This is a genomic window from Cupriavidus consociatus (assembly GCF_017814975.1).
In the GTDB taxonomy this organism is placed as follows: Bacteria; Pseudomonadota; Gammaproteobacteria; order Burkholderiales; family Burkholderiaceae; genus Cupriavidus; species Cupriavidus consociatus.
Genome location: NZ_JAGIQA010000163.1, coordinates 1 through 536 on the forward strand (window position 1 = coordinate 1; position 536 = coordinate 536).

The window sequence follows — 536 nt, forward strand, 5'->3', positions numbered from 1 at the left end:
CAGCGAGGCGAAGTATGCCTCATCCGGGGTCTGGTCCGTCAGACTGGAATGGGGCCGTCGTTGGTTGTACCAAGTTAGGTAGTTAGCGATAGAGCGGCGCGCGTGGCTGACCGAGTCGTAGGCTTTCAGGTAGACCTCCTTGTATTTGACGCTGCGCCAAAGGCGTTCGACGAACAGGTTGTCGCGCCAACTGCTCTTGCCGTCCATCGACAGTTGGATGCCGCGGTCGAGCACAGCGTCTGTGAACTCCGTGGCGGTGAACTGGCTGCCCTGGTCGGTGCTGACGATCTCCGGCGTGCCGTATTTCGCAAAGGCCTCCTGCAGCGCCTCGACAGCATGGCAGCTCTCCAGAGTGATCGCTACCCGGTGGGCCAGTACTTTGCGGCTCGCCCGGTCCACCACCGCCGTCAGATACACGAAGCCCCGCGCCATCGGAATGTAGCTCGTGTCCAGCGCCCACACCTGGTTGGCGCGATCGATCGTCCGGTCGCGCAGTAGGTATGGCCAGATCTTGTGCGCCGCATGCTTGCGGCTCT

1 protein-coding gene is annotated in these 536 nt (G+C 62.3%); it reads right to left on the minus strand.

Annotated features, from left to right (window positions below; translation table 11 throughout):
* The coding region (locus J8I82_RS37915; RefSeq protein ID WP_209765776.1) for an IS3 family transposase at positions 1-536 on the minus strand (536 nt) is incomplete at both ends.